The following is a 25,061-nucleotide window of genomic DNA, read 5'->3' as shown; positions in this document are numbered from 1 at the left end:
GTTCATGACGTGGGGTTTTGTCTCATGGACGCCGCTCGGAATACGAGTACGGTCCATGTGGGGAAAGGGTTCTGGGGACCAAAATGCGTGCTTGCACGGCATTTTTCGCGGGAGTGGGTCTGAGCGTCCTGGCGATCGCCACGGCGCAGGCCCAGCCGACTCGATCGGCTCCGTCGTCCAGTCCCGCAGATAAGGCGTCCGTCGCCACCCGCAAGGCTCCGCCCAGCTTTATCGTCGCGTCGCAGGCCGATCCCGTCGATTTCAGCGTTCGCAACGTGCGCCCCGCCGAGGCTTCCGTCGGCTTCACCGAGGCGCCCGCCGCCAGGACCGAACGCGCCGAGGATCCCAGCTTCGCCCTCTCGCCCGCCGGCGCCTATGGCGACGCGGCCCTGCTGGACAGCAATCGCTATTACCAGGGCCGCGGCGCGGTCAATTACCGGTCCAGCGCGATGGTGGTCGGCGAGGGCGAGCGCGCCGTCGACTCGGTTCGCGTCTCGGTGGCCAGCGTCGCCCCGTTCGGCCAGACCCGACCCCTGGCCCTGGTCCGGCCCGACGAGGACAGCTTCCAAGATCGCGACGTCGACGTCACCGTCACCCGCGGCTGGCCGGCCGCCGTCTCGGTGGGCAAGGGCAAGTACGCCCTGGACGTCACCCCGCACGCCGGCCTGGGCTTCGGCGGGGCCGGCGGTTCGGCGGAGGCGGGCGCCACGGTGCGCTTCGGCAAGAAGATGGGCGACCAGGTCGTCAACTCGCTGGGCGTCCGTGACGGCCGCGAGTTTGGTCAGCGCGGACGCTGGTACGTGTTCGCGGCCGCCAGCGGCCAGGCCGTGGGCCTGAACATGCTGCGCGGCGGCGACGGCGACTGGAGCCGCGCCGGCTTCACCACCGACACCAGCAGCAAGCTGGTGGGCGACGGTCAGGCCGGGGTGGCGTGGCGCAAGGGGGCCATGCAGGCCTCGTTCGGCTATGTGCACCGCTCGATCAAGGCCAAGGACCAGATCATGGGCATGGCCACCCAGAAGGACGAAATGGTCGCTCTTTCGTTCAGTTTGCGGCCTCACTGGTAGGTCGATCACGCCGATGGCACGCTCGGCGCTTGAGTTTCGGGTCCAGATCATGCAGCTAGCGCCGGTCCCGCCCCAAGCCCTTCCACCGAGCCTTCCCCCGTCATGAGCGATAGCGAGCCTCCTCGCCGCAAGATCCTGAGCCTGAAGAGCGGCGTCGCCGCGCCGGGCGGTCCGCCGCCGCTGGAGCGCATCGCGCGTCCGGCGGGCGCTAAGCGCGTCGTGCTGCGGGCTCCGGAGCCGCCGCCCGCCCCGCCGCCGGCGACGGGCGACTTCAAGTGCAAGCCGTGCGGCACGCGCTTCGACCCACCGGCCGAACTGGCCGACGAGGACTCGGTGCGCTGCCCGTCGTGCAACGCCCGCCTGGGCCTGGCCAGCGACTTCCGCGCCGTTCCGCCGAACGTCGAGAAACTGCGCGCCCGCTACCTCAAGAAATAGGGTCTTCCCGGTCGGACGGATGGACGGCGTCCAGCGTCGTCCCTTCCGGCAAGGCCAGGTCGGTCGACGGCACCAGGATCGGATCCTTGACCGTCTGGCGACGCGTCGTCGGCTGGCGCTTGAACAGGCCGCGCCACAGGGGCTCGGGCGTGGGACTGGCGCTGGACCATAGCCGGCCGCTGATCGCCAGGGCCTCGGCGTCGTCGAAGGTCTGTTTCATCGACACCGTCTCGAACTTCATCATGTTGAAGTCGGAGAAGCTGGCCGGGATCGAGGCCGACCAGAGCGGCAGGTTGTGGCGGGCGCAGAAGCCGGCGGCCACGCTCAGCGCCTGGCGATACGAGAACCGCAGCATGGTCTCGAAGCTGCGGCCCATGATCGAGGTCACCCCCGGCTGGGTGGTGCGCGGCGAGGGATCCAGCACGGTGTTGAAGATCACATAGACCCGGCCGCGACGCAGGCGCTGGCCCAGCTCGCGCCAGCGCAGCAGGGCGTCGGGCATCAGGAACAGCGGCGCGGCGATGCCGCCGTCGGCGTGCATTTCCTGATAGCGGGCCATGCCGCCTTCGCCGTCGGGGGCCTCGACGTCGATCAGCTTGGGCGGGAACAGGCCGGGCAGGGTGGCCGAGGCCACCAGCACGTCGCGGAACAATCGCACGGCGTCCTCGCCGCCCTGGGTGGCGATGGCCCCCATATCCCAGATCGTGGCCTTCTGGCTGTCCAGGTTGGTGGTGGCGATCAGCAGCCGCCGGCCCTTGGCGTGCTCGCGGGCGACGGCCTCGATCATCTCCAGGTCGATGAACGGGGTGACCAGGCCGTCCAGGCTATCGCCGCGGAACAGGCTGGGACCCAGGGTCGGACCCAGGCGCTTGAGGCTGAGCAGCTCGGAGGCGTGGCCGCCGACATAGGCGTCGGTCAGGCGGTCGTCCCATTCGGGGCCCAGGAAGGCCAGGGGGGCGATCAGGGCGCCGGTCGAGACGCCGGTGACGATGGCGAAGTGGGGACGGGTCCCGGCCTTGGTCAGGCCCACCAGGGCGCCGGCCCCGAAGGCCCCGCCGGCCGCGCCGCCCGACAGGGCCAGGATGTTGAAGTCGTCGCGGCCCAGCAGCGGCCGCATCGGGGCCAGGCGGTCGGCGACGTTGCGCAGGGCCTCGTCGGCCTCGTCGACGCTGAGCCGCACGCCGGGAAAGCCCAGGGCCTCGACCTCGGCGTCGGCCTGGGTCAGGGGGGCGGGCAGGCGCTTGCCGCGCTGGGCGTTGGCCGCGCGATCCCGGAAGAAGTTCTGGACGGTCTTTTTGGAATCCGGGGGGGTGTTCAAGGCTGACCCAATTTACGCGACTAGGGGTGTCCGCTCGAGGCCAGGACCACCCCGACCAGCACGGCGGCGTAGTGCAGGCCGGCGCCCCCGATCACGTGCCCGTGCCAGATCGCCCGCCGAAACTTCAGCCGCTTCATCAGGTAGAACACCGTACCCGTCGAATAGATCACGCCGCCGATCGCCAAAAGCAGCAGGGCGACCCAGCCCATGCCGTCGATCATCGGCTTGATGGCCACCAGGACCAGCCAGCCCAGGGCCAGGTACAGGCCGACCCAGAAGCGCTTGTCCAGGCCCGGCAGGAACAGCTTGGCCGCCACCCCGACGCTGGCCACGGTCCAGACGGCCGTGGTCATGCCGATCGCCCACCAGCCGTGCAGGTTCTGGGTGGTGAAGGGGGTGTAGGAGGCGGCGATCATGATGAAGATGCCGGCGTGGTCGAAGCGGCGCAGCAGCGGCCGCCAGCGGGCCTTGGCGAAGTTGTAGGCGGTCGACAGCGACAGCATGGTGATCAGGCCCACGGTGTAGACGCTGATGGCCGCCACCTGGCTCAGCGACCCCAGGCCGAAGGCCAGGCCCAGCAGGATGCCGCCGCCCAGCAGGGCGCAGGCCAGTCCGGCGAGATGCACGATCAGGTCGGCGCACTTGGCGCCGGCGGTGGGATAGTGCGTGGTCGGAATAACCGCCGGGACCTGAGCGGGAGCGGCCGTCGCGACGATGCTGGAAGTCTCTGTCATGGCCCGCCCAGTGTACGCTCAATCGGTGACATATAAACGCCGATCATCGTGGCGAGGAAAGGGCGCGTATCGCCTCAGCCCAGCAGGCCGTGCGCCCCGTCCCAGGCCAGCTTGGCGCCCACCACGATCAGCAGCGCGTAGATGACCTTGTAGAAGCCCTCGGCCGGCACGCGGCGCACCAGCCACACCCCGGCCCAGGTCGAGGCCAGGGCCAGGGGCAGCAGCACGGCGGCCGTGGTCAGCACCTGGGGCGTGAACTGGCCCAGGGCGATATAGGCCGGCACCTTCATCCAGTTGACGACCGCGAAGAAGATCGCGCTGGTGCCGATGAACACGTCGCGCGGCAGGCGGCGGGGCAGGACATAGATCTGGAACGGCGGGCCGCCGGCGTGGGCCACCTGGCTGGTGAAGCCGGCCGCCGCGCCGCACAGGGCGCCCAGCCACGGCCGCGCCGGCCCGGCCTCGACGGCGGCCGCCGCCTTGACCGCCCGCTCGGCCCACAGGCGCTGCAACGAAAACGCGATCGAGATCACGCCGATCGACAGCTCGACCGCCGCCACCGACACCCGCGCCGCCAAGAGCCAGCCCAGGAAGATCCCGACCGCCGCGGCCGGCAGCATCAGGATCAGCAGGCCCTTGTTCCAGGTCTTGCGGAACGACCAGACGCTGACGACGTCCTGGACCAGCAGGATCGGCAGGGTGATCGAGGCGGCCAGCACCGGCGAGATGACCAGCGCCATCAACGGCACCGCCACCACCCCGATTCCGGCGAACCCGCCCTTGGCCAGGCCCAGCAGGATCACCGCGGGAATGGCGACGGCGTAGAACAGGGGATCGGTCAGCATGGACGGGGTTTAGCAGCTTCGCCGTGGTCACGTCATCAAGCCTCCCCCCGTGGGGGAGGCGATCGCGCAGCGATCGGTGGGGGGAGGTTTGGGGTTGGAGATCGCAGATCTGGTCATTGGCCTATTGCTCCCCCCTCCGTCGGCTTCGCCGACACCTCCCCCACGGGGGGAGGCTTGATGGACACACATGGCTTCGCCGTCTCACGCGGACGGCCGCTGAGAAGTCGAGGAGGCGCGGAGCGGCCGGGCCAAGCCCGGAGACCGTGGGTTTAGAGTTTGCGTTTCGGCGTGGACCAACCGCTCCGCGAAACCGTTTTTGCCGAGGGACGGCGACTGAGGGCCTGTTTCATCCCGGTCGACATTCCCCCTCGGGCGGGCAGGATCAAAGTCGCCCGGAAGGGGCCGTCAGCGACTCCGACAGATCCTGGAACAGACCGGTTTTGCTTCCCGGCCCCGTCGACCCGACTGTCCCGCGATCGGTCTCGCCGAACCTTGGAGCCTTCTGAGCCCCGCCATTCGCCAAGAGCCGATCGCCAGGCCAGGCGGCCCCGCTCGGTTCCATCTCCATCGCCACTTCGGGTCGGTACCAAGCGCCCTCCTCCGCGACGGAGACAGGATCATTGTGCGACGGGTTTGAGCGCTGGCGCGTTGGTGACGCTCATTATTTTCCAGGGCGTTGAAGAAGTTGAGGTTCTTCGCGGCGCTGGCGGGGATGGACGCGGCTGGATCCCCCTAAATCACCCTCTCCCATGGGGAAAGAGGGGCCCAAGCAAAGCTTGGGAGGGTGAGGGGGTAAGACGCCAGCCGGCGTGCCGGCAGGGCGCTGGTGTGAAACCGGACAGGGTGAAACCTCTCACCCTCCCACCGCTTCGCGGCGGGCCCCTCCCTCTCTCTCAGAGAGAGGGGTCAAGAAGACGTCCTTTCCGGAAACGCCCTGACGTCATCCGCCAGCGGCGAGGCCGCGCCTTGAAACCTTGGCTGCCAGCGTCCTCTTCTGTCCTGAGCCTAGGGGACGTCAGCCCCCAGCACGGTGGACGCAGACAGTTCCGGCGCCACGACGGCGAGGTCGTAGCCGCGGATGAGCGCGCGCCATTCTGGCGTCAGGGCTTCCAGATCGGCGCTGCGCAAAAGGCGAAGATCCACCAGGAACCAGTCGCCCGGCGGCGTGTCCGACGGGCGGGCCAGCATCACATCCTTGCACCAGTCGGCGTCCTTGCCCGTGGTCGCATCGAACTTTTGCACGGACATTGGGCGGCCGACCCCGTTGTATCCGGGTAGCGCGCCTCTCGCGCCGGCGACGATGATATGGAGGGACTTCACGCCCTCTCCGTCGGCATGTTCAGCGACGAAATTGCCCACGTCGCGCTGGCCGAGTGGATTGTAGCCCTTGTAGAGATGGTAGGCGCCGAACTTCATCAGCAGGCGCGCCTGCGGCGCCTCGGCGAAATGGGCCGCCAGCGTCCGCTTCATCAGCCGCGCCCTGCGCCCGTTCGGATCGCCACGGCGGGACTGCGAGGCCTGATAGATGGCGCGTGTTTCGCGCAAGGCGGCGAACAGCGCCTTGGCCCGGTCGCCGCCATCCTGGTCGATGGCTGTCCCCGCCTGATCCAGCGTCGCATCGGTGACCTTGAACAGGAACAGGTCCATGGGTGAACCGGAGGCGAGCGCAGCCTGCATCGCCGTCCGCTCCTGCTTGGCCAGCGCCTCGATCTGGGCGCGGGCGAGCGGTCCTGGACCGGCCGCCAGCATCTGTTCGAACAGATAGCCGCTCACGCCGAAGAACTCCTGGTCCAGCCCCCACAGCTTGAAGTCCGGTCCGGCGACACCCGCGCAATCGGCCGCCGTCCGACCCTCGTCGCGGCCGTTGAGGAAGGCCATGGCGTCGGGATGAGAGGTCATGAAGTCAGAAATCTGCTGTTCCCGGTTCGGCGCTCTCAGCCGTGCGTTGACCACGCCAGCGGCCTCCGGCCCGATCTCGACGACCATGGCCGTCAGGCCGCCGGGCGCCATCAATCGACAGACGTTCGTGGTGAAGGCGGGGATCTCGCGCGAAAAATGGCTCTCGCCGATGAGGACGTACCGGCTGGCGTCCATAGCCTCCGACAGGATCGCGGCGCCCGGACCCGAGAGGCCCTCCGGCCGGACCGTCAGCGGCGACCCCGCCTGCGCCAGCCGGTCCGCGAACGTGAGCGGCGCGACGGTCTCGGCGTGGACGGAAGTCGCGCACAGGCTTGCGAGCGCCAAGGCCGCCGCAATCGATTTCAGATTCATATAAAACACCCCCGTTATGGGAAGCGTCCTTGCGGCGATCCCTGAAAACCACAAAGTTAAATCGGGGTCATGAGTCTCTTCGCGGTCTGAAATCGGGCGTTGGCGCAGGACCGATATCCCGCCGTGCGGCCTACCCCGCCGCCCCGTTGCTCTCCCACCCGTCCACGAACGGAAACCGCTTCTCCCAGAACGCCGCCAGCCGCGGATCCGCATCCACCCTACGCACGACCTCGCTCATCTTCGGCGCCACCTCGTAGAACCGCTTGCGCCGCGAGCCCCAGCGACTGACCACGGCGACGTAGAGGTCCAGCACCGTCAGCGCGTCGCCCAGCAGGTAGCGCCCCGGCTCGATCTGCGCCTCCATCATCCCCCAGCAGTCGGCGATCCGGTCGGTCGTCGCCGCCTTGATCCGCGCGCCGGCCTCGGCGTCCGGGCCCGCCAGGCGCGATGGGTCGTCCCGCACCCAGAACAGCGAGTAGATCGCCGCCGGCACGAACACCATCCAGCGCAGGAACTGGCCGCGCAGGGGCGAATCGAGCGAGGGAGCCAGCCGCGCTTCCGGGTGGCGGTCGGCCAGCCAGATCAGGATGGCGGCGCTTTCGGTGATCGTCTCGCCGTCGGGGGTGATCAGGGCCGGGATCTGCTTGAGCGGATTGACCCCGGCCACCTTGGCCTGCTGGGCCGCGCCCTCCCAGGTGGGCGCCTCGACCACGCTGTAGGGCTGCCCCAGCAGGGTCAAAACAGCTTCGATGGGCACGGACCCCGAGCCAAGCGCGCCGTAGATGGTGTAAGCTGGCTTCATAATTGGTTATCCAATCTACCCACAACATGTTGTGTGCTGCGACCAACTGACCACTAGATGGAGCCGTTGGAGCTCGGTACCAAAGAGACTACCCGTCCGTCCGATTCGCGTCCGCCTGCCCTGGAGCCGCCCTCGATGTCCGCCAAGCTTACCACTCTGCCAGGCCTGTTGACCCCCTCCGGCGCCTACAAGCCCTTCCGCTATCCGTGGGCTCACGAGTTCTGGAAAAAGCAGCAGCAGGTCCACTGGATGCCCGAGGAAGTGCCCCTCGGCGAGGACCTCAAGGACTGGGCCGTCAAGCTCAATGACAAGGAACGGAACCTGCTGACGCAGATCTTCCGCTTCTTTACCCAGAGCGACATCGAGGTCGCCGACAACTACATGGAACGCTACGGCCGGGTGTTCAAACCCACCGAAGTGAAGATGATGCTGTCGTCGTTCGCCAATATGGAGACCATCCATATCGCGGCCTACGCGCTGCTGCTGGAAACCATCGGCATGCCGGAGAGCGAATTCGGCGCGTTCATGGAATACCAGGCCATGCGCGACAAGCACGACTTCATGCAGAAGTTCGGGGTCGAGACCAACGCCGACATCGCGCGGACGCTGGCCATGTTCGGCGGCTTCACCGAGGGCCTGCAGTTGTTCGCCTCGTTCGCGATGCTGATGAACTTCCCGCGCTTCAACAAGATGAAGGGCATGGGCCAGATCGTCTCGTGGTCGATCCGCGACGAGAGCCTGCACTGCGAAGGCATCATCAAGCTGTACCACGCGTTCAACGCCGAGACGAAGTGCGTCACCCCCGAGGTGGCCGCCGACATCGTCGAGTGCTGCAAGAGCGTGGTGATCATGGAGGACGCCTTCATCGACCTGGCCTTCGAGGCCGGCGAGATCCAGGGCATGACCCCCGACGACATCAAGCAGTACATCCGGTTCATCGCCGACTGGCGCCTGCGCCAGCTGCACCTGCCGGAAGTCTACGGCATCAAGGAAAACCCGCTGCCCTGGCTGCAGTCGCTGCTGTCGGGCGTGGAGCACGCCAACTTCTTCGAGGCCCGGGCCACGGAATATTCCAAGGCCGCCACCACGGGCCAATGGCACGGCGCGGAGGGCGTGTGGTCGAGCTTCGACAACATGCTGCAGAAGCGCTCCGAGAACACCCTGCCGGCTGAATAAGAACAAGAGCAGGGACAACGGGGATAACATGCCGCCGCCCTCGAAAGGGGGCGGCGTTTCTTTGTCTGGTGTTTGGGTCTGGAGTTCGGTGATGACGTCGATTGCGGTGATCGGTCCCGGCGCGGTGGGCGCCACGGTGGCGGCCTGGCTGGCCCAGAACGCGGACCTGGACGTGACGGTCTGCGCCCGCACCGCCTTCGATCGGCTGGAGGTCGAGACGCCCGGCGGGCCGCTAACGGCGACGCCGCGCGTGCTGACCTCGCCGGACCAGGCCTCGCCTGTCGATTGGGCGATCGTCACCACCAAGACCTATGACGCGGCGGCCACGGGCGGCTGGCTGGCCCGGCTGGTGGATCCCGGCACCCGCGTGGCGGTGCTGCAGAACGGCGTCGAGCACGTCGAGCGCTTTACCCCGTACGTGTCCGCCGAGCGGATCACCCCGGCCGTGGTCGACATCCCCGCCGAGCGCAGCGCGCCGGGCCGGGTGCGCCAGCGGCGCGACGGCACGATCCTGGTTCCGGACGGGGAGGCGGGCGAGGCCCTCGTCGCCCTGTTCGCCCACACGCCGATCGCGGTCTCCACGACCAGCGACTTCAAGACCGCCGCCTGGAAGAAGCTGGCGCTGAACTGCGCGGGGGCGGTCAACGCCCTGACCCTGAAGCCCGCGGGCGTGGCGCGGCGCGAGCCGATCGCCGAGATCATGAAGGCCCTGGTCGGCGAGTGCGTGGCGGTGGGCCGGGCGCAGGGCGCGACGCTGCCCGACGACCTGCCCCAGACCGTGGTCGACGGCTATCGCGCCGGGCCGGCCGACGGGGTCAATTCCCTGCACGCCGACCGCGCCGCCGGCCGGCCGATGGAGCTGGACGCCCGCAACGGGGTGATCGTGCGGCTAGGGGCTCGGCACGGGATCGCCACGCCGGTCAACGCGATGGTGGTGGCGCTGCTAGAGGCGGCGGCGGAATAGTCACGACCTGCTAACGCCGCGCTTGGTCCTCGTCCTTAGACAGGCTCAGGATGAGGACCATTGTGTAGATCTGGCAGTCGAAAACCTCATCCTGAGCTTGTCGAAGGACAAGGTTTTCGCTTCCGAGGTCGAGCCTGGGCGACAGTTACGGCCGGTCCTTCTTCGGGAGCGCCGCGATCTCGTCCTTCGAGAGCTTGGTGATGCTCTTGGCCATGATCGGCATGGCGAAGCCGAAGCCGTCGGAGACCCGCAGGTCCAGGTCGATCGGGCGGCAGATCGAGTCCGTGCCGCGCACGACCGACACCAGGTGCACGCCCGGCGAGGTCAGCTGGCTGGTGCCGTGCGACAGGTCCACGCGATAGACGTCGCGGTGGCGCACCTTCATATAGAGGGTGTTGCGGTCGGGGGCGCTCCAGCCGTCCCAGTCGGACAGCGAGAAGCACGAACGGGCCGGACGCGGCGCGGCGTCCTTGGCGGCCGGATCGGCGAGCCCCGAAGCAGCAAGGGCGGGCGCGGCGGCGGCCAGCAGGACGGTCGTCAGCAGGCCGGCCCGGATCATGGATTTGGCGTTCATGGCGGTGTCCTAAACGAGGTCCCTCGAGGAAGAGATTGGTCCTCTCCCCCTCGAAGTCAATCAGTCCCGCTTGGCGGCGGCGCTTAAGCCGTGGCGGCCGCTTCCGGCTCCGGATCGTCCAGCTCGCCTTCCCACTTGGCGACCACGGCGGCGGCCACCGAATTGCCGACCACGTTGGTGGCGCTGCGGCCCATGTCCAGCAGGTGGTCGACGCCCAGCACCAGGGCGATCCAGGTCTCGGGCAGGCCGAAATAGGTGAGGGTCGCCATGATCACCACCAGCGAGGCGCGCGGCACGCCGGCGATGCCCTTGGAGGTGACCATCAGCAGCAGCAGCATGAAGATCTGCTGCTGGACCGTCAGGTGCACGCCGTGGGCCTGCAGGATGAAGATCGTGGCGAAGGTGCAGTACAGCATCGAGCCGTCGAGATTGAACGAATAGCCCAGCGGCAGGACGAACGAGACGATGCGGCGACGGATGCCGAGCTTCGGCAGGGCGTCCAGGATGCGCGGATAGGCGGCTTCCGACGAGGCGGTCGAGAAGGCCAGCAGGGCCGGGTCGCGGATCGCGCCGAACAGCGGGATGGCCCGCTTGCCCAGCACGGCGAAGGCGGCCAGGAACAGCAGCAGCCACAGCGTGCCCATGGTGGCGTAGAAGCCGACCACGAACTTGCCGTAGACCACCAGCATCGAGATGCCCTGGTCGGCGATGGTCGAGGCCAGGGCGCAGAAGATCGCCAGCGGAGCCAGCTTCATCACGAAGCCGGTGACCTTCAGCATGATCTGGGCGCCCTGCTCGGCCAGCTCCATGATCTGCGGGGCCTTGTTGTCGAGCGAGGCGACGGCGGTGCCGACGAACACGCTGAACACCACGATCTGCAGGATCTCGTTCTTGGCCAGGGCGTCGAAGATCGAGGTCGGCACCAGGTGGATCAGGAAGCCCTGCAGGGTGAAGGTCTCGGTCGAGGCGGCCGGGGCGTTGGCGGCGACGTTGGTCGCCTCGTTCAGCACCAGGCCCGCGCCCGGATGCAGCAGGTGCACCATGGCCAGGCCCAGCAGCAGCGAGACGGCCGAGGCGCTGATGAACCAGCCCATGGTCTTGGCGCCGATCCGGCCCACGGCCGCGGCGTCCTCCATGTGGGCGATGCCGGCCACCAGGGTGGTCAGCACCAGCGGGGCGATGATCATCTTGATCAGCCGCAGGAACAGGTCGGTGCCCATCTTGAACCACTTGACCGCCTCGGCGGTCTGGGCGGCGTCGAGGTACTGGTTGCAGGCCCAGCCGACCAGGACCCCGAGGATCATGGACGCGATGATCAGGTAAGCGAAACGCTTGTTCATAGGCTCCCCCGTCGAGCGCGTACGCTCAACCGTATGGTCTAGGCATCTCTCTAAGACGGAGCGGGAGCGTTTGTCCTCACCCCGCCGCTCGGGTCGTCGCGACCCTTGTGGCCGACGAAACCCGCTTCGTCCATGCCCGCGCGGCCCCGGCCTGGAAATGCCCGCGGAAGGTTGATATAGGACGCCATGTCAAACCAAGAAAAAGCAATCGCCGCCGTTGAGAAGCTCAACGAAGACTACGAACGCGCCGTCGACGCCCTGCGGACCGCGCTACGCGCCTATCTCGAACACGGAACCCGGCCCGACCCGCAAGCGCGGTTCGACGGCACGTTCGCCTATCCCGAACTGCGCCTGATCTATGATCCCGAGGCCCTGCCGCCCAAGCTGGCGCGCTCCTACGCCCGGGTCAGCCGGCCCGGCGTCTACGCCACCACCATCACCAAGCCCAACCAGTTCAAGGACTACCTGGTCGAGCAGCTGACCCTGCTGCTCAACGACTTCGAGGTCGAGATCGAGATCGACCGTTCGAACCAGGAAATCCCCTATCCCTACGTGCTGGACGCCAGCATCGACCTGAACCAGGCCGACGTCCGCTCCGAGGACATCGCCCGCTTCTTTCCGACCACGGACCTGGCCTTCATCGGCGACGAGATCGCCGACGGGGTGTGGAACCCGGCGATGGAGGAGGCCCGGCCGCTGGCCCTGTTCGACGGCCTGCGCACCGACTTCTCGCTGGCCCGCCTGCGCCACTACACCGGCGCCCCGGCCGAGCACGTGCAGCAGTTCATCCTGTTCACCAACTATCATCGCTATGTCGACGAGTTCGTGCGCTGGGGCATCGAGCAGCTGGGGCAGGACGGTAGCCCTTACGAGGCGCTGTCGTGCTCGGGCGGGCTGATGATCACCGCCAACACCGCCAATCCCGAACTGGCGGTGGCGGAGTCGACCTGGCGCAAGCACCAGATGCCGGCCTACCACCTGATGGCCCCCAGCGGCCGGGGCATCACCCTGGTCAATATCGGCGTCGGCCCGTCCAACGCCAAGACCATCTGCGACCACCTGGCCGTGCTTCGTCCGCAAGCATGGCTGATGATCGGCCACTGCGGCGGCCTGCGCGACACCCAGACCATCGGCGACTACGTGCTGGCCCACGCCTATCTGCGCGACGACCACGTGCTGGACGCGGTGTTGCCGCCCGAGATCCCGGTGCCGTCGATCGCCGAGGTCCAGCGCGCCCTCTACGACGCCTCCAAGGCGATCAGCGGCGACAGCGGCGACCAGCTCAAGAAGCGCCTGCGGACGGGCACGGTGGTCACCACCGACGACCGCAACTGGGAACTGCGCCACAGCCTCTCGGCCCTGCGCTTCAACCAGAGCCGCGCGGTGGCCATCGACATGGAATCGGCCACCATCGCCGCCCAGGGCTACCGCTTTCGGGTGCCGTACGGCACGCTGCTGTGCGTCTCGGACAAGCCGCTGCACGGCGAGATCAAGCTGCCGGGCCAGGCCAACGCGTTCTACGAGCGGGCCATCAGCCAACACCTGCAGATCGGGATCCTGACCTGCAAGCTGCTGCTGGAGGAAGGGCCGAACCTGCACTCGCGGAAGCTCCGGGCGTTCGACGAGCCGCCGTTCCGGTGATTCCGATCCGCTAACGCCTCCCCCTGTGGGGGAGGTGTCGCCTGAAGGGCGACGGAGGGGGGAGTATTCGGCGGATAGCCGGACCCGGGATCGTCGATTCTATAACTCCCCCCACCGATCGCTTCGCGATCGCCTCCCCCACAGGGGGAGGCTTTCAGCCGCCGCTATCCCCTAGAAACCCTGCAATCTCAGCCGCCAGCGCCGGCTCCATGACCGCGCTCAGATGATCCCCCGGAACCCGCGCCCCGCGCGCGTCCGGCATCATCGCCGCCAGGCCCTCGACCGAGCCGTTGTCATCGTCCCGCTGGCCGGCCACCACCAGGGTCGGGACGTCGATCCCCGCGATCTCCGCCGCGCTCGTCGCCACGAACGAGGTCAGCACGCCCAGCATCGCCTCCGGTTTCAGGCCGCCCGCCGCCATCATCGCGTGCACCCGCCGACCAGCCCGAGGATCCTTGGCCGCGTCGCCGTGGCGGATGCTGTCCTCGAACATCGCGGCCCGCGCCCCGGCCGCCATCAGGCCGCTGTCGCCCATGCCGCCCAGCACCAGCCGCCTCGGCCGCGCGCCCCGCACCAGCATCCGCACCGCCGTCCGCGCGCCCAGCGAATAGCCGACCAGGTCGTAGTCGGAGAGGTGCAGGTGGGCGATCAGGGCCTCCTGGTCGCGGGCCAGCACGTCGGACGGCCAGGCGGCGGGATCGGTCGGGGCGTCCGAGCGACCGTGGCCGCGTAGGTCCGGGGCGATGATCTTGCGACCGGTCGCGGCCACGGCGGCGGCGATCCCCGGCAGGAACCAGTTGCTCTCGGCGCTGGCCAGGAAGCCGTGCAGCATCAGGGTCGGCCAGCCGTCGCCCAGCGTGCGGTAGCCGATGGAGACGCCGTCGAAGCTCTGGAAGCGGTGCAGGTCCGTCATGGGGTGCACACTACACGCCGCTCATCCCGGCGAAAGCCGGGACCCAGATCCCAGAGCGGTGTGGCTGATGGGACAAACTCAGCACTTATGGCGTCAGCCCCAGAGCCATTCCATCTGGGTCCCGGCGTTCGCCGGGATGAGCGGCTTTCAACGTCTCGCTTTCGTCACCCTCCGGCGCTAACAAGCGGGCCATGACCCGTCACATCGTTCTGCAAGGCGTCGAGAACTTCCGCGACTTCGGCGACTACGCCGCTGGCGAGGGACGGCTGAAAAAGGGCGTGCTGTTTCGCGCCGCCCACCAGGCGCAGGCCACCGGCGCCGATCTGGCCACCATGGCCGGCCTGAACATCGCCACCATCGTCGACCTGCGCCGGCCCAACGAGCGCCAGCGCGACCCGTCGCGGCGGTGGGAGGGCTTCGCGGCCCAGGTGATCGACAACGACCTGGGCGTCAGCGGCGAGGATCCCTGGCACACCTTCCTGCGCAGCTCGGACCTCTCGGTGGCGGCGATCCGCGACTATCTGGTCGAGTACTATCGCCGCGCCCCGTTCAAGGAACGGCACCTGGACCTGTTCCGCCGCTACTTCCAGGCCCTGGCCGCCGCGCGCGGCCCGGTGCTGATCCACTGCGCGGCGGGCAAGGACCGCACGGGCCTGCTGGCCGCCCTGACCCACCATGTGGCCGGGGTGGGCGACGACGACATCGTCGACGACTACCTGCTGACCAACAACGAGGAACGCTTCGCCGTGCGCGGGCCGAAGATGGCCGCGGCCCTCGAGACCGAGCTCGGCCGCCGCCCGTCGGACGCCGCCATGCGCGCGGCCATGGGCGTGGAGGCCGACTACCTGGCCACGGCGATCGCGGAGATGAAGGCCCAGTACGGCTCGCTCGACGGCTATCTGGACCAGGCTGTGGGCCTGGACGCGGCGGGACGCGAGGCGGTGCGGGCGCATATTCTGCTGTAGCCGGCGACCGTTCGCGATGACGCGCAATCCGCCTTGGGCTAGTGGTGTCCGAGGGGGGACGTGATGGAAACTTCGGGTATTTTCGCGGCCGGGGAAGGCAACGCGGCCTTGGCCTATATCAAGGCGCGCCGTGGCCTGTCGCCTCGCCAGACGATGGGCATCCTGCTGGTCTGCATGTTGGCCCTGGGCGTTCCCATCGGAGGGTGGGTGTCGGGGGCATGGTTCACGGCCATGATATCGGCCGAGTTCGCCATCGCCGGCCTCATCGTCGGCTCGTTCATCTCGCGGGTCTTGGCCGGGCCGACCCTGCGCAAGGCGCTCGCCGCGCGAGGGCAGGGACATCAGCTGCCGCTCACGCTGCGCCTGACGCCCGAGGCCCTTGTCTATGACCTGGTCGACCTGACGACGACCGCCCGCTGGGCCAGCGTCACGGACCTCTATCAAACCCGCAAGCACTGGGTTTTTCTGGTTCAGAGCAGCGCCTTGGTCCTTCCCCGGCGCTTCTTCGCGACTCCCGAGGCCGAACGCGAGTTCATCGCCGAAGCCCTGTCGCGAATGACGGATGCGGCGCGCGCGAGAAGCCCCGATGCGTCCCGGACCGTGGACGGGCCGCCGCCGCGAGGGCGCTGAAAAGGGGCAGGTGACAAACGCCCGTTTAACCGCCACGCTTGAACGATCGAGGGATCGCGCCAGACGGTCTCGCACAGGGTGAAGACGCGTATGGGCAAGATCACGAACGCCGAGGCGGCCCTGGCCGATCCGTTGGCGCAAAGCCTGGCGGAAGACGAGCCCCCAGGGGACCTTAAGGGCGCCCGCCTGTCGCGCGGGGCGGTCAGCTGGGCAGTCTATCAGGGGTTTCGCGACCCCTTCGTGATCCTGATCAGCATCTACATCTTCGCCCCCTATTTCGCGACCACGGTGGTCGGCGATCCGGTGGCCGGCCAGGCGCTGATCGCCCGGATCGGCACGATCTACGGCCTGATCGCCATGATCCTGGCCCCGCTGATCGGCAGCTCGATCGACCAGTTCGGCCATCGCAAGCCGGCGCTGCTGGTCCTGACCGCCCTGATCATCCCGGTGACCTGGGCGTTCTGGTGGGCCAAGCCGCATGGCGCTGGCCTGTCGATCCTGACCGTCTCGTTCCTCTATGGCGCCGGCTGCCTGCTGATCGCCATCATCGAGGTGGTGCACAATTCGCTGCTGAACCGGGCGGCCGGACGGCGGCTGGCTCCGGCCGCCTCGGGCCTGGCCCTGTCGCTGGGCAACGGCGTCTCGGTGCTGATGCTGATCTTCGTGCTGTGGGCCTTCGCCCTGCCGGGGCACGTGGACTGGGGCTTCATCCCGGCCGCCCCGCTGTTTGGCCTGGACCCCGCCCAGCACGAGCCCGACCGCATCGTCGGCCCGATCGTCGCGGCCGCCTTCGCCATCGGCTGCATTCCGCTGTTCCTGTTCACCCCCGATGCGCCCGCCACCGGGGTCGGCCTGGTCGAGGGCGTCAGGCGCGGGGTGGTGGGGCTGGTGGACACGATCAAGAGCCTGCGCCAGCACCGCGACGCCGGCGTCTATCTGCTGACCCGGATGTTCTTCAACGACGGCATGACCGCCCTGCTGCTGTTTGGCGGGGTGTTCGCGGCCGGGGTGATGGGCTGGGGCGTGATGGAGATGCTGGTCTACGGCATCGGCCTCAGCGTGTTCGCGGTGGGCGGCGGCTTCCTGGCGACCTGGCTGGACAACCGGGTCGGGCCGCGCAAGGCGGTGCAGATCGAGATCGCCGGGGTGCTGGTCTGCCTGGTCACCTGGCTGGGCATGTCGCGCCACAAGATCCTCTACGTCATCCCCTATGACCCCGCCGCCCACGCGCCGCTGTGGGGCGGGCCGATCTTCCGCACCGCGCCGGAGGTGATCTTTCTGACGGTGGGCTTCGGGGTGGCGGTGTTCGTCACCGCCTCCTACGCCTCCAGCCGCACCCTGCTCAGCCGCCTGGCCCCGCCGGACAAGATGGCCTCGTTCTTCGGCCTCTACGGGCTGTCGGGCACGGTGACCATGTGGCTGGGCTCGCTGCTGGTCACCACGGCCACCTCGATCTTCAAGACCCAGGCGGCCGGCTTCGCGCCGATCGCCGGCCTGCTGCTGGTCGGCCTGCTGGGCATGTTCCTGGTCAAGGGCGGCGACCGGGAGGCGTAGCATCTGGGGGCGAGCGGCGGTATCACCCGCCGATGCGTCACGTCGTTCTCATCAGCGCCCCCTGGCGCGACCCGGTCTGGGTCGCGGCTCCGTGGCGGGACGAGCCTTTCGCCTGCGCCATGATCTCGGGCGGCCAGGCGGGGCGGTGGTCGTACCTGCTGCGCGATCCGGACGAGACCCTGACCGTCACCGCCGACGACCCGCACGACCCCTTCGCCGCCCTGACAGAACTGGTCGGCCCGCCCCAGGCCATGGACCCCGACGGCCCGCCGTTCCAGGGCGGGGTGGTGGGCCTGGCCGCCTACGAGCTGGGCGACCGGGTCGAGTCCTTGAGCCTGGGCCGTACCGGCTGGCCGGACCTGGCCTGCGCTCGCTATCCGGCCCTGCTGGCCTTCGACCACCTGCAGCGGCGGGTGCTGGCCATCGGGCGCGGCGGCTCGCAAGGCTTCGCGCGGGCTCGCGCCGAGGCGGCCCTGGCCTGGCTGAACGCGCCGTCGCCGGCCGCCCACGACGGGGTGCTGTGCGACGCCCTGGAGGTCAGCGACGGCGCGGCCTATGAGACGGCGGTGGCGGCGGTGGTCGAGCGCATCGTCGGCGGCGAGATCTTCCAGGCCAATATCGCCCGCGCCTGGACCGGGCGTCTGGCGGCCGGCGCCCATCCGTTCGACCTGTTCGCCCGCCTGCGCGCCGACAGCCCCGCTCCGTTCTCGGCCTATCTGCGCCTGCCGGGCCGGGCCCTGGTGTCCAACTCGCCCGAGCGGTTCCTGCAAGTCACGGGCGGCGATCTCTCCATCGAGACCCGGCCGATCAAGGGCACCCGGCCGCGCGGCGCCGACCAGGCCGAGGACGCGCGGCTGATCGCCGAGCTGTCGGCCAGCGCCAAGGACCGGGCCGAGAACCTGATGATCGTCGACCTGATGCGCAACGACCTGGCCCGGGTCAGCCCGCCCGGCAGCGTCGCCGTGCCCGAGCTGTTCAAGGTCGAGACCTTCGCCAACGTCCATCACCTGGTCTCGACGGTGACCGGCAAGCTGGCGCCGGGCCTGGGGGCGGCCGACCTGCTGCGCGCGGCCTTTCCGCCCGGCTCGATCACCGGGGCGCCCAAGGTCCAGGCCATGACGCTGATCGCCGAGATGGAGGCCCCGCGCGGGCCCTATTGCGGCTCGCTGTTCTGGGCGGGCGTGGACGGGGCCCTGGAGTCCAGCGTGCTGATCCGCACGGTCGGCCTTGAACAGGAGGCTGAAGGTTGGCGTTTGGAAGCCAGGGCGGGGGCGGGCATCGTCGCCGACAGCGATCCCCACGCCGAGCGCCTGGAGACCGAAGCCAAGTTCGCCGCCCTTCGACGGGCCCTGATGGAAACGCCGCGCCGATGACTGACGCCTTTCCCCTCGACGCCTCCTTTCCCTTGGATGACAGGGGCCTGCTGCTCGGTGACGGCCTGTTCGAGACGATGCTGTGGACCGGCGACGACCTGCCGCATCTGGACGCTCACCTGGCCCGCATGACCGCCGGCTGCGAGACCCTGGGTCTGCCGGCCTTCGACCTAGGCGAGGCCCGGGCCCTCTGTCTGGCCGCGCCGGGCGAGGCCGGGCAGGGCGGAGGCCGCGCCGCCGTGCGCCTGACCCTGACGGCCGGTTCCGGCGGCCGGGGCCTGGATCGTCCCGCCGCCCCCGCCCCGCGGCTGGCGGCCCGGGCGGCGGCCGCGCCGGTTCCGACCACCCCGGTCGACCTGATGCTGGCCAAGACCCGGCGCAACGAGGGCTCGCCCGCCGCGCGCCTGAAGACCTTGTCCTATGTCGACAACGTCCTGGCCCGGGCCGAGGCCCTGGCGGCCGGCGCCGACGAGGCGGTGATGCGCAACAACCACGGCGACCTGACCTGCGCGGCGGCGGCCAACCTGTTCTGGATCACGGACGACGTGCTGTTCACCCCGGCCCTGCACTGCGGCGTGCTGAACGGTCTGGTCCGGGCGCGGGTGATCGAGGCGGCGCGGGCGCTGCGGGTCGAGGTCCACGAGGTGGCCAGGGGCGCGGAGGCTCTCGACGAGGCGCAGGCGGTGTTCCTGACCAACAGCCTGATCGGCGTGCGGCCGGCGCGGCGGTTCGAGGGCGAGACCTTCGGCCCCCACGCGCTGGTCGAGCGCCTGCGCGAGGCGGCGCTGGACTAGGTCTTGACCCGCGTCACCTGGTCGGAGAGGCGCGGCCGCAGATAGTAGGTGCGGCGGAAGGTGATGTTCTGGGGAATGATGAACTTGAACAACGAGCTGTATTCGTAGCTAGCCTTGCTCATGATCACGCTCTGACCGGCCGGCAGCACGCTGACCGGGATGTCGACCACATCGTTGGCCGCCGGGCAGTTGGCCGTGCCGCCGTTGGACTTTTCGGACCAGGCGACGGTGTCCTTGCCCTTGGCGTCGGAGACGACGCTGGTGATGCACATCTTCAGATTGCCGGACGGGAACGGGGCCATCAGCACCGCGCCGACCGCGAAGACGTCCTTGAGGCGGTCGTCGGTGAGTTTCTGGTCGCGGGCCACGACGTCGCCGATCGACGAGGCCAGGTGGCTCAGCCGCCGCTGGGCCATCATCGCCTCGGTCAGCTCGGCCATGCCGAAATAGAAGACGATCAGCACCGGGGCGATCAGGGCGAATTCGATCGCCGAGACGCCGCGCCGATCGCGCCAGAAGGAGGGGAGGCGACGGGTCATTTGCATTTGATCGGCACGAGGACGTCGGAATAGGGCTCGTTGGTGAACACCGCCGCGAAGGTCACCTGGCGATTGCCCGGGACGCCGCCGACCGCGTCCTGCAGCAGCGGGGTGATCAGGGGCCACTTGTAGTAACCGCGCACCAGCACGATCGAGCCCGGGCCGCCGGGGTCGAAACAGGTGCCGCCGGCCTTGGGCGTGGGCAGGTTGCTGGTCTGGGCGAACGAGGGCAGGACGCGGACGTCCAGGGTCAGGGCCGACATGCAGGAGTCCATGCCGGTCCAGGCCATCTGGGTGCAGACCTTCTGGCGGAAGGCGACGGGGTCGCCGGCGGCGGCGCTGCCCTGCAGGTCGCCGGTGCGGATGGTGCGGTCGACATTGCCCAGGGCGTTCTCGAGAGTCATCGAGACCAGGAACGTCAGGCCCAGCTCGATGATCGCGAACACCAGGATCAGGAAGGGAATGGCGACGAAGGCGAACTCGATCGCCGCCGCGCCGTCGTCGGCGCGCGCGAAGCGGCGCACCAGGCCCAGGCGGGCCAGCAGCCGTCGATAATGTCGAGCTCGATCAGCCATGGCGGCGTCCGCGTCAGCGCCCTTGGGGAACGTCAGGCGGCGCAATCTAGGCCTTACGTCCCTAATCAGGGGTTTAGGTCGTCAGGAGTTTAGGCGCGCCGCTAGGGCGTGGTGGCCGCCGCGGCCGCGGCGGGGGGCGCGGCGGTGGTGGAGTTCAGCAGCGAGCAGCGATCGCCGCAGGCGTAGGTCGCGGCGTTGACGCCGCGCTGGACGACGACCGCCTGGGTCGGAACGTTGGAGACCACGACGTCGCGGTCGGCCAGGGCGCGGCCGTGGGCGTCGAAGGCCAGGACGGTGGTCGCGCCGGCCTTCTTGCCCAGCACCACCAGGGTCCGCTCGTTGATCAGGCTGACGTCGGCCACCGAGGGGTCGCCGACCACGATGTCGCGCACGGGCGCGCCGAGCACGATGCGCGCGGCGGCGCCGGCGCTGACCGACAGCGGCGGGGCCGGGCTGTCGGCGCCGGCGACGGTGGCGACGGAGAGGCTCAGAGCGGCGCAGAAGGCGAGAGTCAGGCGGCGCATGAAGGTGTCTTCCCAGGCTTTGTACATGGGAAGGATGCCTCGGAATGGTCAATAAAGAACTAAGCGTGATGCTTGTGTATTCTTTCCGACACTTGAGAAAACCTTGAGCGGAAAGGGATTTTTGCCTGTCCAGTACCGGCATAGTTAAGAGGTAATAATGGTAAACTAAAATAAACCAATGAAAAATTTGGCGAAACCATCTGCTGTTTACTGGACATTAAGCGAGGTGGGCGAAATTGATCGTGTTTTCGGGGGTGAGCAAGTCGACACGGCTTGAGAGCCCAGATCCACTTACTGACCAGGAGATCCACCATGTCGAAGTTCGTCACCCGCTTCCTGAACGATGAATCCGGCGCGACCGCCATTGAATATGGCCTGATCGTTGCTCTGATCGCCGTCGTCATCGCCACCATCGTCACCACCCTGGGCGGCAGCCTGAAGGCCACCTTCACCAAGGCCAACAAGTCGGTCACGGACGCCAACGCCGCGACCTAAGACCACGCTCGCTCGAAAAAAGAGGGCCTCGGCGGAAACGCCGGGGCCCTTTTTTCATGCGCGCCGCCCTACAGCCCTCGTCGGTCGAGCGGGCTGGAAGGCCGGACGGAAACCATTGCTTCACGGGATCGGGCGCAGAGTGGCGCCGATGGAATAAGCGAGGCCGCCATGCAGTCGTTTCAATTCGCCCTGCTGCTCATCTTCCCCGCGCTGGTCGTCGTGGCCGCGCTGAAGGACGCCACCAGCTACACGATCCCCAACTGGATCTCGCTGGCCCTGATCGTCGCCTTCGCGCCCGTGGCCCTGATCTGCGGCGCCTCGCTGCCGACGATCGGTATCTGCCTGGCGTCCGGCGTGCTGGCCCTGCTGGCCGGCATGGGGATGTTCGCGGCCGGCTGGATCGGCGGCGGCGACGCCAAGCTGTTCGCGGCCGCCACCCTGTGGCTGGGCTGGCCCGCGGCCCTGCCGTTCATGCTGGTCACCGGCATGGCCGGCGGCGCCTTGACCCTGGGCCTGCTCAGCCTTCGCTCGGGCTGGTTCGAACCCGTCCTGGCCGGCAGCCCCGCCTGGATCCGCAAGCTGGGCGCCGAAGGCGGCGACATTCCCTATGGCGTGGCCATCGCGATCGGCGCCCTGGCCGCCTTCCCGCAAGGCGCTCTGGCCCTGGCCATCGGCGCCCACGGCTAGGGCAGGCGGCGCCCCGCGTCAGCCTGTCGCGCCGTCCGGGTCCCTTTCGGACCCTCGCCTTTAGCCGCTGTTAACCATGGCCGCGCGAGCATGGGACGTGGCCAGAACGGCCGTTCGACGATTCGTGCGTGATCGCCTGAAGGCGGCTCGCTCCGACTTGTATTCCCGTCGTTAGAGCCCGCTCGCATGAATCCTCTTCGCGTCATGATCGTTCTGGTCGCCGCCGTCGCGGCCATCGGCCTGGCCGTGGTCATGCAGAAGGTGATGGGAAACAAGCCCGCGCCCGCGCCGATCGTCCAGACGGCCGCCCCGTCCAAGCCCATGACCCAGGTGCTGGTCGCCAAGCGCGACCTGGCCATCGGCGACCGCCTGGCCGCCGGCGACGTCGACTGGCAGGCCTGGCCGTCCGACGCCATCAACGCCGCCTTCATCACCAACGGCGCGGCCGAGCCCGCCCCGACCAAGACCTCCGCCAAGGCCGCCAAGGCGGTCGGCGACATGACGGGCGCCGTGATCGGCGGCGTCACTCCCGAAAAGGCCGTCGAGGGCGCGATCGTGCGCGACCCGATCCTGGCCGGCGAACCGATTACCGCCCGCAAGATCGTGCGCGGCGGCGAAGGCGGCTACCTGTCGGTGGTCCTGGGTCCCGGCAAGCGCGCCATGGCCGTGCCGGTCACCTCCGAGACCGCGGTCGGCGGCTTCATCCTGCCCGGCGACCGGGTCGACGTCCTCCAGACGCGCGAAGCCCAGAGCGTCGGCGAGGGCGACGGCGGTCCCGCCAAGCAGACCGTCGCCGAGACCATCATCCAGAACGTCCGCGTCCTGGCTCTGGACCAGACCACGGCGGCCGAGAAGGACGCCAAGACCATCGTGGCCTCCACCGCGACCCTCGAGGTCGGCCCGGTCGAGGCCGAGGCCCTGACCCGCGCCAAGGCCGCCGGCCCGGTGACCCTGACCCTGCGGGCCTACACCGACCTGGGCGGGCCTTCGGGCCTGGCCGTCGCGTCGCAAGACTCCGCTGTCGTCCGCATCAATCGCGGCGGCCAGACCTCCAGCATCTCGGTCCGCCCATGATCCGCCGCCGACCCCTTTCCGCCTCGCTGGCGGCCCTCCTGGTCCTGGCGCCGTCGACCGCGGCCCTCGCCGATGGCCCGGCGGCCGGCACCCATCTCTACCGCACGCCCGCCCGCGTCGCCTCGCGCCCGGTGGCGGCGCCGATCATGGCCGCGCCCGCCGACCAGGTGCTGCGCATCGACCTGACCGCCTCGGGCGCCCAGACCCTGAGCCTGTCGCGCGGCAAGTCGGCGATCATCGAGCTGCCGGTCGACGTGCGCGACATGCTGGTGACCAATCCGGTCGTGGCCGACGCGGTGCTGCGCGGCCCGCGCCGCATCTACGTCATGGGCATGGCCCTGGGCGCGACCGACGCGGTGTTCTTCGACGCCTCCGGTCGCAAGATCCTCAGCCTGGCCATTCGGGTCGACCAGGATTCCAGCGCGCTGGAGGAGACCCTGCGCCGGGTGCTGCCCAACGCCAACATCCAGGTGCAGTCGATCCGCGACAGCGTGATCCTGACGGGCACGGTGGGCAACACCGGCGACGCGGGCATGGCCTCGCAGATCGCCAGCCGGTTCGTCGACAAGCCCGACAACGTGCTGAACATGCTGACCATCGCCGGCAAGGACCAGGTGATGCTCAAGGTCCGCATCGTCGAGGTCCAGCGCAACATCATCAAGCAGCTGGGCGTGTCGACCGACCTGCTCTTCAACGACGGCCTGAAATCCTACAGCCTGGGCCGGTCGAACACCTACGGCGTCAACGGCGCGCTGTTGGGCGGCGGCGGCGCCTGCTACGGGCGCGACAACACCCGCACGACCAACACCACCAACACCGCCACCTCGACCGGCAACAGCAGTTCGGCGTCGAACACCAACGTCAACAGCACCAGCACCTCGGCGGACTGGACCGGCAGCCTGGGTCAGGTGTCCAAGACCGTCTACGACATCAACGGAAAGCCCGTGACGGTCATGGCCGACCAGACGGGCACGCTGCATCAGGTCATCGGCAGTTCGACCGGGTCGTCCAACAGCCTGTCGACCGCGCTCAGCAGCGTGGCCACCACGGCCTTCAAGACCGTCACCGGCAACAACCTCGGCGGCTGTCTGCAGGCCTTCGAGCGCGTGGGCCTGGTCAAGACCCTGGCCGAACCCAACCTGACCGTGGTGTCGGGCGAGGCCGGCAAGTTCCTGGTCGGCGGCGAGTTCCCGGTGCCGGTGGCCCAGGACACCACGGGCCGCATCTCGCTGGAATTCAAGCCCTACGGCGTGGGCCTGGGCTATACGCCGGTGGTGATGTCGGGCGGCCGCATCTCGCTGAAGCTGTCGACCGAGGTTTCGGAGCTGACCAGCCTGGGGGCCTTCACCCTGGGCGGCGGCGGTAGCAGCTCCACGCTCAGCGTTCCGGGCCTGACCGTGCGTCGCGCCGAGACCACGGTCGAGCTGCCGTCGGGCGGCTCGCTGATGATCGCGGGCCTGCTGCAGCAGACCACCAAGCAGGACGTCGACTCCCTGCCGGGCATGACCAGCCTGCCGATCCTGGGCTCGCTGTTCCGCTCGCGCGACTATCTGAGCGGCGAGACCGAGATGGTGGTGATCATCACCCCCTACATCGTCGACCCGACCAAGCCGCAGAACCTGCAGACCCCGGCCGACGGCCTGGAGACGGCCAACGACATGAGCACGGTCCTGCTGGGCCGGCTGAACAAGGTGGTCAAGGCGCCGGTCGGCGCGAACAGCGGACGCGCCTACCAGGGCCCCGTCGGCTATGTGATCGAGTGAGAACGCGG

At 68.8% G+C, this 25,061-nt stretch carries 25 protein-coding genes; 14 read left to right on the top strand and 11 right to left on the bottom strand.

Annotated features, from left to right (window positions below; translation table 11 throughout):
* Positions 1 to 83 precede the first annotated feature (83 nt).
* Both G3M62_RS22545 and G3M62_RS22540 read left to right on the top strand, forming a co-directional pair.
* Positions 84 to 1,067 (top strand): lipid A-modifier LpxR family protein, encoded by a 984-nt coding sequence (locus G3M62_RS22545; protein WP_165190780.1) that lies wholly within the window; start codon positions 84 to 86, stop codon positions 1,065 to 1,067.
* A 102-nt stretch (positions 1,068 to 1,169) separates the two neighbouring features.
* Positions 1,170 to 1,502: an FmdB family zinc ribbon protein gene (locus G3M62_RS22540; protein ID WP_165190779.1), complete on the top strand. Its 333-nt coding sequence runs from the start codon at positions 1,170 to 1,172 to the stop codon at positions 1,500 to 1,502.
* Here the strand turns inward: G3M62_RS22540 and G3M62_RS22535 are convergent.
* From G3M62_RS22535 to G3M62_RS22515, 5 genes are all read right to left on the bottom strand, one after another.
* The gene (locus G3M62_RS22535; protein WP_165190778.1) at positions 1,492 to 2,820 is read right to left on the bottom strand and encodes a patatin-like phospholipase family protein; all 1,329 of its coding nucleotides are present in this window, start codon (positions 2,818 to 2,820) and stop codon (positions 1,492 to 1,494) included. The genes G3M62_RS22540 and G3M62_RS22535 overlap by 11 nt on opposite strands.
* A 20-nt stretch (positions 2,821 to 2,840) precedes the next feature.
* Positions 2,841 to 3,554 (bottom strand): PAQR family membrane homeostasis protein TrhA, encoded by a 714-nt coding sequence (gene trhA, locus G3M62_RS22530; RefSeq protein ID WP_246263386.1) that lies wholly within the window; start codon positions 3,552 to 3,554, stop codon positions 2,841 to 2,843.
* 74 nt (positions 3,555 to 3,628) lie between these two features.
* Entirely contained in the window at positions 3,629 to 4,399 is a 771-nt protein-coding gene (locus G3M62_RS22525; RefSeq protein WP_165190777.1) for a sulfite exporter TauE/SafE family protein, read from the bottom strand.
* Positions 4,400 to 5,404: 1,005 nt separating this feature from the next.
* Positions 5,405 to 6,670, bottom strand: a complete 1,266-nt coding sequence (locus G3M62_RS22520; protein ID WP_165190776.1) for a hypothetical protein — start codon at positions 6,668 to 6,670, stop codon at positions 5,405 to 5,407.
* Between the two features lie 130 nt (positions 6,671 to 6,800).
* Positions 6,801 to 7,472: a glutathione S-transferase family protein gene (locus G3M62_RS22515; protein ID WP_165190775.1), complete on the bottom strand. Its 672-nt coding sequence runs from the start codon at positions 7,470 to 7,472 to the stop codon at positions 6,801 to 6,803.
* A gap of 135 nt (positions 7,473 to 7,607) precedes the next feature.
* Between G3M62_RS22515 and G3M62_RS22510 the strand changes: the two genes are divergently transcribed.
* Positions 7,608 to 8,648 carry a ribonucleotide-diphosphate reductase subunit beta gene (locus tag G3M62_RS22510; protein ID WP_165190774.1) on the top strand — a complete coding sequence of 347 codons (1,041 nt, stop codon included), beginning with the start codon at positions 7,608 to 7,610 and terminating at the stop codon, positions 8,646 to 8,648.
* A gap of 91 nt (positions 8,649 to 8,739) precedes the next feature.
* Entirely contained in the window at positions 8,740 to 9,612 is an 873-nt protein-coding gene (locus G3M62_RS22505; protein WP_165190773.1) for a 2-dehydropantoate 2-reductase, read from the top strand.
* A gap of 145 nt (positions 9,613 to 9,757) precedes the next feature.
* On the opposite strand, the gene G3M62_RS22500 is transcribed toward G3M62_RS22505, so the two are convergent.
* Together G3M62_RS22500 and G3M62_RS22495 are read right to left on the bottom strand one after the other, a co-directional pair.
* Positions 9,758 to 10,186 carry a DUF6491 family protein gene (locus G3M62_RS22500; RefSeq protein ID WP_165190772.1) on the bottom strand — a complete coding sequence of 143 codons (429 nt, stop codon included), beginning with the start codon at positions 10,184 to 10,186 and terminating at the stop codon, positions 9,758 to 9,760.
* Positions 10,187 to 10,269: 83 nt separating this feature from the next.
* Positions 10,270 to 11,526 (bottom strand): dicarboxylate/amino acid:cation symporter, encoded by a 1,257-nt coding sequence (locus G3M62_RS22495; RefSeq protein WP_165190771.1) that lies wholly within the window; start codon positions 11,524 to 11,526, stop codon positions 10,270 to 10,272.
* A gap of 186 nt (positions 11,527 to 11,712) precedes the next feature.
* Here G3M62_RS22495 and G3M62_RS22490 point away from each other — a divergent pair, with 186 nt between their 5' ends.
* On the top strand, positions 11,713 to 13,167 hold the full coding sequence (locus tag G3M62_RS22490) for an AMP nucleosidase (protein WP_165190770.1): 1,455 nt from the start codon (positions 11,713 to 11,715) through the stop codon (positions 13,165 to 13,167).
* Positions 13,168 to 13,321: 154 nt separating this feature from the next.
* On the opposite strand, the gene G3M62_RS22485 is transcribed toward G3M62_RS22490, so the two are convergent.
* Positions 13,322 to 14,080 carry an alpha/beta fold hydrolase gene (locus G3M62_RS22485; RefSeq protein WP_165190769.1) on the bottom strand — a complete coding sequence of 253 codons (759 nt, stop codon included), beginning with the start codon at positions 14,078 to 14,080 and terminating at the stop codon, positions 13,322 to 13,324.
* A gap of 191 nt (positions 14,081 to 14,271) precedes the next feature.
* Between G3M62_RS22485 and G3M62_RS22480 the strand changes: the two genes are divergently transcribed.
* The 5 genes from G3M62_RS22480 (at position 14,272) to G3M62_RS22460 (ending at position 19,396) form a co-directional block, all read left to right on the top strand.
* Positions 14,272 to 15,045: a tyrosine-protein phosphatase gene (locus G3M62_RS22480; RefSeq protein ID WP_165190768.1), complete on the top strand. Its 774-nt coding sequence runs from the start codon at positions 14,272 to 14,274 to the stop codon at positions 15,043 to 15,045.
* A 153-nt stretch (positions 15,046 to 15,198) separates the two neighbouring features.
* Positions 15,199 to 15,675 (top strand): YcxB family protein, encoded by a 477-nt coding sequence (locus G3M62_RS22475; protein WP_246263384.1) that lies wholly within the window; start codon positions 15,199 to 15,201, stop codon positions 15,673 to 15,675.
* 90 nt (positions 15,676 to 15,765) lie between these two features.
* Positions 15,766 to 17,229 carry an MFS transporter gene (locus G3M62_RS22470; RefSeq protein WP_165190766.1) on the top strand — a complete coding sequence of 488 codons (1,464 nt, stop codon included), beginning with the start codon at positions 15,766 to 15,768 and terminating at the stop codon, positions 17,227 to 17,229.
* A gap of 32 nt (positions 17,230 to 17,261) precedes the next feature.
* On the top strand, positions 17,262 to 18,602 hold the full coding sequence (pabB, locus tag G3M62_RS22465; protein ID WP_165190765.1) for an aminodeoxychorismate synthase, component I: 1,341 nt from the start codon (positions 17,262 to 17,264) through the stop codon (positions 18,600 to 18,602).
* Positions 18,599 to 19,396, top strand: a complete 798-nt coding sequence (locus tag G3M62_RS22460; RefSeq protein ID WP_165190764.1) for an aminotransferase class IV — start codon at positions 18,599 to 18,601, stop codon at positions 19,394 to 19,396. The genes pabB and G3M62_RS22460 overlap by 4 nt, the downstream gene beginning before the upstream one ends.
* Here the strand turns inward: G3M62_RS22460 and G3M62_RS22455 are convergent.
* From G3M62_RS22455 to G3M62_RS22445, 3 genes are all read right to left on the bottom strand, one after another.
* Entirely contained in the window at positions 19,393 to 19,935 is a 543-nt protein-coding gene (locus G3M62_RS22455) for a TadE/TadG family type IV pilus assembly protein (protein WP_165190763.1), read from the bottom strand. The genes G3M62_RS22460 and G3M62_RS22455 overlap by 4 nt on opposite strands.
* Positions 19,932 to 20,510 carry a TadE/TadG family type IV pilus assembly protein gene (locus G3M62_RS22450; protein ID WP_165190762.1) on the bottom strand — a complete coding sequence of 193 codons (579 nt, stop codon included), beginning with the start codon at positions 20,508 to 20,510 and terminating at the stop codon, positions 19,932 to 19,934. Before G3M62_RS22450 ends, G3M62_RS22455 begins: the two co-directional genes overlap by 4 nt.
* A 101-nt stretch (positions 20,511 to 20,611) precedes the next feature.
* Entirely contained in the window at positions 20,612 to 21,034 is a 423-nt protein-coding gene (locus G3M62_RS22445; RefSeq protein WP_165191412.1) for a pilus assembly protein N-terminal domain-containing protein, read from the bottom strand.
* Positions 21,035 to 21,346: 312 nt separating this feature from the next.
* Between G3M62_RS22445 and G3M62_RS22440 the strand changes: the two genes are divergently transcribed.
* The 4 genes from G3M62_RS22440 (at position 21,347) to G3M62_RS22425 (ending at position 25,053) form a co-directional block, all read left to right on the top strand.
* A complete protein-coding gene (locus G3M62_RS22440; RefSeq protein WP_165190761.1) occupies positions 21,347 to 21,529 on the top strand; it encodes a Flp family type IVb pilin in 183 nt (60 codons plus the stop codon).
* A 168-nt stretch (positions 21,530 to 21,697) separates the two neighbouring features.
* Positions 21,698 to 22,216 (top strand): A24 family peptidase, encoded by a 519-nt coding sequence (locus tag G3M62_RS22435; RefSeq protein ID WP_165190760.1) that lies wholly within the window; start codon positions 21,698 to 21,700, stop codon positions 22,214 to 22,216.
* 186 nt (positions 22,217 to 22,402) lie between these two features.
* Positions 22,403 to 23,290 (top strand): Flp pilus assembly protein CpaB, encoded by an 888-nt coding sequence (gene cpaB / locus G3M62_RS22430; RefSeq protein WP_165190759.1) that lies wholly within the window; start codon positions 22,403 to 22,405, stop codon positions 23,288 to 23,290.
* The gene (locus G3M62_RS22425; protein ID WP_165190758.1) at positions 23,287 to 25,053 is read left to right on the top strand and encodes a type II and III secretion system protein family protein; all 1,767 of its coding nucleotides are present in this window, start codon (positions 23,287 to 23,289) and stop codon (positions 25,051 to 25,053) included. Before cpaB ends, G3M62_RS22425 begins: the two co-directional genes overlap by 4 nt.
* The last annotated feature ends 8 nt before the right edge of the window (positions 25,054 to 25,061 follow it).

It is taken from the genome of Caulobacter soli (genome assembly GCF_011045195.1).
GTDB classification, from domain to species: domain Bacteria; phylum Pseudomonadota; class Alphaproteobacteria; order Caulobacterales; family Caulobacteraceae; genus Caulobacter; species Caulobacter soli.
Note: the sequence above shows the minus strand (reverse complement) of the source record. Positions and strands in the feature narration are given on the sequence as shown.